Annotated in this window: 9 protein-coding genes and 6 pseudogenes; 11 read left to right on the forward strand and 4 right to left on the reverse strand. The window is 52.2% G+C overall.

Annotation, left to right across the window (positions count from 1 at the left end):
* Positions 1 to 15: 15 nt before the first annotated feature.
* The 3 genes and pseudogenes from ATW55_RS17130 to ATW55_RS02915 all read right to left on the reverse strand — a co-directional run.
* Positions 16 to 516: pseudogene (locus tag ATW55_RS17130) on the reverse strand (cation:proton antiporter); the annotation flags it as partial.
* A gap of 59 nt (positions 517 to 575) precedes the next feature.
* Positions 576 to 896, reverse strand: a pseudogene (locus ATW55_RS17135) (cation:proton antiporter); the annotation flags it as partial.
* Between the two features lie 72 nt (positions 897 to 968).
* Positions 969 to 1,157, reverse strand: coding sequence for a hypothetical protein (locus tag ATW55_RS02915; RefSeq protein ID WP_067712112.1), 189 nt, complete (start codon positions 1,155 to 1,157; stop codon positions 969 to 971).
* A gap of 12 nt (positions 1,158 to 1,169) precedes the next feature.
* On the opposite strand from ATW55_RS02915, the gene ATW55_RS02920 reads away from it, so the two are divergent.
* From ATW55_RS02920 to ATW55_RS17140, 11 genes and pseudogenes are all read left to right on the forward strand, one after another.
* Complete coding sequence (locus ATW55_RS02920) at positions 1,170 to 1,562, forward strand: hypothetical protein (protein WP_067712115.1); 393 nt, start codon at positions 1,170 to 1,172, stop codon at positions 1,560 to 1,562.
* Entirely contained in the window at positions 1,559 to 1,918 is a 360-nt protein-coding gene (locus ATW55_RS02925) for a hypothetical protein (protein WP_067712118.1), read from the forward strand. The genes ATW55_RS02920 and ATW55_RS02925 overlap by 4 nt, the downstream gene beginning before the upstream one ends.
* 159 nt (positions 1,919 to 2,077) lie before the next feature.
* Entirely contained in the window at positions 2,078 to 2,836 is a 759-nt protein-coding gene (locus ATW55_RS02930; protein ID WP_235586972.1) for a Maf family protein, read from the forward strand.
* A pseudogene (gene radC, locus ATW55_RS02935) lies at positions 2,748 to 3,397 on the forward strand (RadC family protein). The gene ATW55_RS02930 and the pseudogene radC overlap by 89 nt, the downstream one beginning before the upstream one ends.
* Before the next feature lie 21 nt (positions 3,398 to 3,418).
* Positions 3,419 to 4,452, forward strand: a pseudogene (locus ATW55_RS02940) (rod shape-determining protein).
* Between the two features lie 81 nt (positions 4,453 to 4,533).
* Positions 4,534 to 4,935 carry a rod shape-determining protein MreC gene (gene mreC, locus ATW55_RS02945; protein WP_067712121.1) on the forward strand — a complete coding sequence of 134 codons (402 nt, stop codon included), beginning with the start codon at positions 4,534 to 4,536 and terminating at the stop codon, positions 4,933 to 4,935.
* Complete coding sequence (gene mreC / locus ATW55_RS02950; RefSeq protein ID WP_067712124.1) at positions 4,923 to 5,336, forward strand: rod shape-determining protein MreC; 414 nt, start codon at positions 4,923 to 4,925, stop codon at positions 5,334 to 5,336. The genes mreC (ATW55_RS02945) and mreC (ATW55_RS02950) overlap by 13 nt, the downstream gene beginning before the upstream one ends.
* A 39-nt stretch (positions 5,337 to 5,375) precedes the next feature.
* Entirely contained in the window at positions 5,376 to 5,804 is a 429-nt protein-coding gene (gene mreD, locus ATW55_RS02955; RefSeq protein WP_082685485.1) for a rod shape-determining protein MreD, read from the forward strand.
* Between the two features lie 121 nt (positions 5,805 to 5,925).
* The gene (locus ATW55_RS02960) at positions 5,926 to 7,005 is read left to right on the forward strand and encodes a penicillin-binding transpeptidase domain-containing protein (protein WP_067712130.1); all 1,080 of its coding nucleotides are present in this window, start codon (positions 5,926 to 5,928) and stop codon (positions 7,003 to 7,005) included.
* A gap of 200 nt (positions 7,006 to 7,205) precedes the next feature.
* A pseudogene (locus ATW55_RS02965) lies at positions 7,206 to 7,802 on the forward strand (penicillin-binding transpeptidase domain-containing protein); the annotation flags it as partial.
* A 133-nt stretch (positions 7,803 to 7,935) separates the two neighbouring features.
* Positions 7,936 to 7,995: pseudogene (locus ATW55_RS17140) on the forward strand (hypothetical protein); the annotation flags it as partial.
* 12 nt (positions 7,996 to 8,007) lie between these two features.
* On the opposite strand, the gene ATW55_RS15655 reads toward ATW55_RS17140, so the two are convergent.
* Positions 8,008 to 8,235 (reverse strand): hypothetical protein, encoded by a 228-nt coding sequence (locus ATW55_RS15655; protein WP_235586973.1) that lies wholly within the window; start codon positions 8,233 to 8,235, stop codon positions 8,008 to 8,010.
* Positions 8,236 to 8,337 lie beyond the last annotated feature (102 nt).

Below are 8,337 nucleotides of genomic sequence, written 5' to 3' on the forward strand. Positions count from 1 at the left end.
TAACCTTTTGCGAAGAATTTCGTGTTGATCTCGCGCAAGCCATGAACACACAATTCCTGCCGTAAATCCGGCAAGGATTGATTCGGCACCGATGACACGTGCTGTCGCACCACAGATCATGACGATGGTGAGTGCGCCGCGCACGCCAAATGCGCTACGTCGCGCGAAGGGAATGCGACCGCGCATGCCACGCAAGAAAAGACGGCTCACAAAGTAGAGGAGAAATCCCAAGCTCGCCATGGTGATGAGTTGCATAGGAATGCTAAAGGGAGTCGGTCGCGTTGGAAGCGCAATGCCAATCAAGGTGGCAGTCGCAATGTCTGCGGTTACGGCGGTGAGGAGAATCAGTTGCCCAAAGCGTGACGCAGAGAGTCCGCGTTCGTGAAGGACGGGTACCAGGATGCCAAGGGATGTCGTCGCAAAGATAAACGAGCTAAGCAGTGGATCGGATGACCATCCAAGATGAATAAGCAAACGCCCTGCCAGAATCGAGAGCGCTGCGGTCTGCGCAAAGATCGAAAAATGAGCAAATAAGAGATGCGGGCCGTTTCATTGTTTCCTCTTTTGGATGGGCGAATCTCCAGTCCCGCCAAAAACATGAGATAGAGCAGTCCGAGTGAAGACGCGTCGTGAAACCAGCTGGGGATAGGAAGTGCATGCAGTCCTGATTTGCCAAGGGAGATGCCAAGCAGTAACTCGAGAACGGCTGTTGGCAGGCGGAGTTTGGGAAACAAGGCGGTAAAGGTCGATGCGGCGATTGCAATCACGCAAATCAAAGCAAACAGGACAAAAGGTTCCGTGTGCATGCGAAACCTCCTTATGAGTTTGTACGTCTTCTGGACAGGCGTCTCTTCTATCAACTCTATGCATTTCGATCTCCTTTCCATGCCATTCATAGATTCACGCAATGAGTCATAGAATCTAGCAACGACATATGACCTAAGGTGATCAATGATGGCGCGATGGACCTATGTAAAGACGTGGGATGGACGATTTGAAAAATGATAGAAAACGCCGAGAAAATTCCATGGATACATGCGAATTCGCGAAGTGGCGACAACCGCCACTGCAGCGTACGTTCGCCGCCGCGCAAGAAAAATGTGCTGGGGTTTCATCTGGGCGCTCGCCGTGCGCGTCATGTAAAACGGCAAACTCATGCGCAAAAACCTGTGCAAACACTGGGAGATGTCATTCTATACGCGCTTGCCATCGGACTTTTTCTTGGCGCGCTTTTGACGGCGCTTTTGCACAGCCTGCCGGTGAGCAAAACGGAACAAAACGCACAGAAACTCACGCAATCTCTTTCCTCTGCTTGGATAAAAGAGGCTGTAGCGGCACATGCGTTTATTTTGCCGAATGTTTCCGTCTATCTGTACCAGTCTGGCTTGTACGGGAATCGCGTGCGTGCGCAGTCGGCAGTAAGTGATCTGGCACAAAGTGGCGTGCATGCAGTCATGGGAAATTCAAAGCCCATACCTGTCTATGTGGGAATGACACTTGCAAACCCAAAGATCACGTCGTTTTCCAGCTATTTAAACAACCGCGAAGTGCCGTTTTTGTGAGTGAATCCTCGCTCCCTCAGCGCACCGTGCGGGCCAAGCAGGTTTCAGCCAAGCTGCTGTCACAAACTGAAGAATTATTGGTTCTTGATGTCGATCTCATGCTTTCTCTCGCGCAGCAACCAACGCTCCATCAGCAAACTCTCCTTGACTTGACACATCAGATCAAACAGGATCTTGCATACTTAAAATCAGGGGCTGGTCTCCCGTCTGCTTTCAGGCGTCAATTGTTCAATTTTCAACAGGCGGTGTGGGAAGCGGTGGATGCGCCTGGGCAGGCAGGTGTCTATCATCAGGAACTCGTAATCGAGAGGCTGGCAAAAGCATATGTCCGCTATCAACAAATCGCATCGTCCTAGAGATGCAGAGCTCTTGCGCGCGTGAGCGTGTGAAAGCATCACTTGTGAAATTTATCAAAACTCGTACAGCACTTATCAGCTTGCTCGGATTGGAGTGGGCGTGTCGAGTTCCATCTCTTATACTAGAGCCAAAACCGAACGCTTCAGGAGGATCTCTGATTGAACCGAATTCTTTTGGCTTCTACCTCACCAAGGCGAACGCAATTGCTGACACAGATTGGCATCGCGCACGAAGCTGTGGCGCCAGACTATGAAGAAGAACATACAGCGAAACTACCACCGCATGAACTAGTGATGAAACTTGCTTGCGAAAAGGCGTTAAGTGTCGCCAGGATTTACTCGAACAGTATTGTGCTTGGTGCGGATACGCTGGTCTATGATGGAGATCAGCCTCTTGGAAAACCAGCGTCTGTCGAAGAGGCAAAGGCGATGCTGCGTCGATTGGCAGGAAAAACACATGATGTCTATACAGGTGTGGCGCTTGTTCAAGCGGATACCATGCGCTGTGAAATGGATTATCGACATGTGCGTGTGACAATGCGCATGCTGCGCGATGAAGAGATTGCGTGGTATGTTAATACGGGTGAGCCAATGGATAAGGCAGGGGCGTATAGCATTCAAGGGATCGGCGCTCCATTTATCACTGAAATCCACGGAGATTTTTATGCGGTTGTTGGATTGCCGCTCTCCTTGACGGTTGATCTGTTTGCACGGTTAGAAATTTCTAATCTTCCCCTACAGGGGGAAATGCTGAATGACCGAGCGTGGCGCGCAAGAACGTGGTACACTGATGATGGATCGACCGCTGACAGAGCGACCGCGAGAACGAATGATGCAGTACGGCGCACAGTCGCTCTCCACGAGCGAGTTGCTTGCCCTTCTCTTGGGAACGGGACGGCGCGGTGTATCCGCGCTTGATCTTGCGGATGACCTGCTCTCACGAATGGGTGGACTTCGAGAACTTTTGGAGGCGGATGTTCGCGAGTTGCGTCAAATTCCGGGCGTTGGCCGCGCGAAAGCCCTTGCCGTTCTTGCGGCGATTGAATTGGGGCGCAGGGTATCTGCACTCGGAGGTGAAGCGATCGCCAAGATTGGCTCGCCAAAGGATGCGGCGGATTATGTGATGGACAAGCTGCGCTTCCTTAAAAAGAACATTTCTTTACGATACACCTCGACACGAAGCATCAAATCATCGGAGAAGAAACGGTGTCCGTAGGGTCCTTGAACGCTTCGATTGTCCACCCGCGCGAAATCTTCAAAACACCTTTGCGCCGCAGCGCGGCAGCAATTATCTGCGCACATAACCATCCCTCAGGCGATCCCACACCGAGTCCTGAGGATATCAGTGTGACGCAGCGTTTGGTTCGCGCTGGTTCGATTCTTGGGATCGAAGTTTTGGATCATATTGTCATCGGTGACAAACGATATATAAGCTTGCGTGAACGTGGTTTCATGGACGCGGCGATTGAAATGGAATAGACAAAGGAGCGTTTAATCAGGATGTTTGGTAATTTGCGGGATATGGGCATTGATCTTGGTACGGCGAATACACTTGTTTATATGAAAGGGCGCGGCATCGTGCTGCGCGAGCCGTCTGTTGTAGCGATGCGTACAGACACAGGCGGAATTCGCGCCGTGGGTGAAGAGGCCAAGAAAATGATCGGTCGCACGCCTGGGAACATCGTGGCGGTGCGCCCGATGAAAGATGGTGTCATTGCAGACTTTGAGACGACGACGACGATGCTCAAATATTTCATTCGTCAGGCGCTTAAGAAAAATCCGTCTTTGCGGGAAAGCCTAGAGTGATTGTCTGTGTCCCGTCAGGAATTACGGCAGTCGAGAACCGCGCAGTGCTCGACGCAACTCTTCAGGCTGGTGCGCGCGAGGCGCAAACGATTGAAGAACCCATGGCTGCAGCAATTGGTGCGGGGTTACCAGTGGGTGAACCGACTGGCAGCATGGTGGTCGATATCGGAGGCGGTACGACGGAGGTTGCGATTATCTCACTTGGCGGAATTGTGACGAGCCGCTCCATTCGCGTCGCAGGTGACGAGATGGATGAGGCGATCATGAACCACATCAAGCGCAACTACAACTTGATGGTGGGAGAGCGTACGGCAGAGGAACTTAAAATTTCTATCGGTTCGGCGTTAGAGCACGAAGCCGGAGAAGAGATTGACATTCGCGGGCGCGATTTGGTTACCGGCTTGCCAAAGACGGTCACGATTACTGCGCAAGAGATGGCAAGCGCCCTTCACGACACCGTGGCGAGTATTCTTGAGGCGGTGAAGGTTACGCTTGAAAAATCACCGCCAGAACTCGCTGCAGACATCATGGATCGCGGGATCGTTCTAACGGGCGGTGGAGCGCTTCTTCGCAATCTTGACAGGCATTTGGCGCGTGAGACGGGCATGCCTGTTTTTGTCGCGGATAATCCGCTGGATTGTGTAGCGATTGGTACCGGCAAGGCTCTTGACAATATTGAGATGCTGCGCGACCGCCGGGCGTATGGCCAGCGTAGACGGGCCAGATAACCGAGGGTAAGGGAGAGGCGCGGTCGTGAGTAGACTTTTTCGGGTGGTCGACTGCTCGGCTTTCTTGCCGGACTGATCGTCTTGTTTATTGTGGCGGCAGTCACGCTTCACAATCGAGCGTTTCGCTCATCGTGGCCTGAGCGCGCTGTACGCGATGTGACATCAATTGTGAGTGAGTGGCTTTATACACCAACGTTTCAAGTAGAAACCTTTTTCTCGAGAATCAAAGATCTGACGACACTTTATCAGGAAAATAGCGCGTTGCAGGCGCTGGTTGCCAAGGACGCGGCGTTACAAATCTCTCTTGATCAAACGCAGCAGGAAAATGCGCAACTCAGACAAATGGTGGGTTATCGTTCGGCGAATCCACAGTACAAGTTGATTGCGGCACGTGTGACGGGCCGCAGTCCGCTAACGTGGGACTCAGACATCACGATTTCTGTTGGAAAAACGCAGGTGTTGCGCGCGACATGCCCGTTTTAAACCAGAACGGGGCGCTGGTTGGACGGATTACTTCATCCTCAAATCTAAGTAGTGTTGTCTCGCTGCTTACTTCAAGTGCCAGTGCGGACGGCGTTTCGGCAAACATTGTCAACGGGAAACAGGCAACATTTGGCATCGTCTCGGGCAATGCGACAGTGCCAAACGATTTGCTGATGCAGTTTATTTCGCAAATGTCGACTAACGCACGCGTCGGGGATCTTGTCGTCACATCCGGATTATCTAATATGTATCCGCGCGGCATCTTGATCGGAAAGGTACAGTCCTTTCAACTCGATGGGACCGGGATTACAAAATCTGCCGTGATCGCTCCTGCCGCAAATTTTAATGCGATTGACTATGTGTTTGTGCTTGTTCCAAAACCGGGACAGGTGATTCCATGAGGTCAACCCTACTTTTTGTTGCGTTTTTGATTTGCATGTTTGGTTGAGTCGACCGTGTTTCGCGCGCCGACACTCTCTGAGTACGCGCCAAACCTTGTCGTCATCGGCCTTGTCATGACGGGGCTTTTGCGAACCCCGCGCATGGGCCTGTTGTTTGGGCTTGGCATTGGCCTGATTCAGGACATTGACTATGGACGTTTTCTCGGAGAGACTGCGTTTGCGTATGCCGTGATTGGTTATTTGGCAGGCTATTTTCGGCATCTGGTTTTGCGGGAGAGCGCGCTTCTGGCCATTTTGGTGACTGGGCTTGCGTCTGAGTTGTTTGCGTGGGTAACCTATGGCGAGGCAAGGCTTTTGGAGGCGTCCGGTACGACGCTGCACGAAGTGATTCGCAGTTCCAGCAAAACGGCGCTCGTCTCCATGTTTTTGTGTTGCTGCTCTACGCAACCGTATCCGCAAGGCTTTTAAAGAAAAAGAAGGTCAGTTATCACGACGCGACTGCCGACGGCACTTCATGAACGTCTGTAGGACTCGCGACTGTTTTTGTAGACTGGGTAGGAACGGGAATTCCTTCACAGGTGAATGATGCATGGATCGAGATGCAAAAGACGATGAGAAGTGGGAAGAGTGTCAACGACGGTTTCGCGCGCTATGGCTTCTTATTGTCGTGCCGGCTGTAATGTTGGTCTTTCGTCTCGGGGATATGCAGTGCCGAAGAAGTGCGGAGTACCTCGCAGCGGGTGTGCGCAATCGTGTTGACAGCTATTCAACGCCTGCACCGCGCGGCAGAATCGTGGACGTCTCGGGACATGTCATGGCGTATGACTCTCCGTCCTTTAGCGTGATCTACACGAGATCGGGTCGCCCTGTCGACGCGGTGGCAAAAAGCTTGTCAAGTGTATTGCGCATCCCGCTTGAAGAACTCAAACGTCGGTTGAAATCCGATGGTACGGGGAGTGTACACACGCTTGTCGAAAGTCGTGTATCTGCACGCGCGGTTTCCTATATTCGAGAACACCAGTCTGATTTGCCTGGCGTGCGCATCATTTCAGATTCGATTCGCAATTATCCTGACGCAGATACAGCCTGTCACATCCTTGGGTACATCAACGCGATCCCTCCACAGCGCATCGAGCAGTTGGTGACAAAGGAACATTTTCCGCCATCCACACGCGTAGGGTGGGCGGGCGTCGAGCGTTACTATGATGATGCGCTGCGAGGAAAACCTGGTCGCATCGTGATGGAGGTGGACAGCCGCAATGTACCTTTGCACGCGCTTCCGTACTGTCACGATGCGAGCAAAGGCTCGGATCTTGTCCTTACGCTTGATCATGCGTATGAGCGAAGTATTCAAAATCTGCTCACAGATCAAGTCCGTTATTTAAAGTCCCACGGGCATCGCGGTATCAATCACGCAATGGCCATTGCGATAAGTCCTCAGGATGGTTCGATTCTCGCGCTTGCGAGTTACCCGTATTACAAACCGCAGTGGTTTTCCCAAGGAATCTCTTATCAAACGTATCAAAACGGGTTCGCGCCGGCGGAGCGAAATTGGGTCACCCAAGCGCCGATTGCACCTGGCTCGACAATGAAGCCGTTGACAGCACTTTTTGCCTACAATCAGCGAGCCATTACGTTGAAAGAAAAATTGACTGTAACGGTGCGCTAAAACTTCCGAATACGGATGGAAACAACCATTCGCTGCTGGACGCGTCACGATCCTCTCGATATGGCGCACGCCATCGCTGAGTCTTGTGATGTGTACTTTTATCAAGCGAGTCTGCGGTATGGTCGGTGGCCGCCACGCGGCAATGAAAAACGTCCACATGGCTAAAAACAGATCGTCCACAAACCCTTCACAAACTTGAACAATACAGTCGTGGCTTTGGACTTGGAACAGGGACAGGCATTGATTTGCCCGAGGAAGAGACCGGTTACCTCAATGGCAGTTCACTTCAGTTGACGGATCTACCCTATACGGCGATCGGGCAAAATGAGGTGTACACCCCGCTTGAGCTGGCTGTGTACGCAGCGGCGCTCGCAAATGGTGGATACCGTATCACACCGCATGTGGTTCAACAGGTGGGGGAGCTCAAACTCCATTTTAAACGCTATCCAATCGCGGGCATTGATCAAGCGGCGTTGCGCGAAGTTCAGCGCGGAATGTGGATGGCATGCAATGATCCTATGGGGACGGCATATTCCACGTTTCATTGGGCGCATGGTGGGGTAGCGTATGCACCCGCAGGTAAAACAGGAACCGCGGAAACTGGGATCAAAGGATTTGATAATGCTGTTTTTATCGGGTACGCGCCATTTAAGCACCCACGTATCGCCATCGCGATCGTCGTGCCAGGCGGCGGTCACGGTGCGGATTCGACAGGACCGATCGCCCGCGGGATGCTTGATCGATTCTTTCCGCATCATGCGTATGCGCTTAGCAGGAATATCACTGGTAAACGTTGAATTACCATGAGATATCGATAGGAGGAGGGCTAGCATGTCACGTTTTGCTACGCGTCCATCCACAACGACCATCAAAGAAACGGTATCGATTAAAGGCATCCGCAATGGATTGCTTTTCATACTCAGGGATGATATGCCATTTCGAGATGTGCTGAGTGCATTGGAGGATACGCTGCGAAAGGATGCTTCGCAAGGCGAGGAAACCTCACTTCTTACGGCCTATGTACAATTGGGGAATCGCAGACTTTCGGATGTTTGGAAGAATTTCTGCCGCCAAGATGAATCCCAGCAGATGCTGCCCGCTTCGGACTTGCAGCACGGCAAACGCGAGCGCCACAGGCGTCATCGCACTGCCAAAAAGAGAGATGACGCGCCCCAGATAAAACCAGCGAAACGCAGGACGTGAAAGTGCACCGATTTTATACCTGACCATAGGTTCGTGTGTACCCCCTTCATGATTCTCGCGGGTTTCACAAAAGATCATTCGCATGGTGGACGAGGCGCAGGGGTCGAAGGCGCCGATTCAACAGCTGGC

Origin of the sequence: Ferroacidibacillus organovorans (assembly GCF_001516615.1) — a bacterium.
GTDB lineage: Bacteria > Bacillota > Bacilli > Alicyclobacillales > SLC66 > Ferroacidibacillus > Ferroacidibacillus ferrooxidans_B.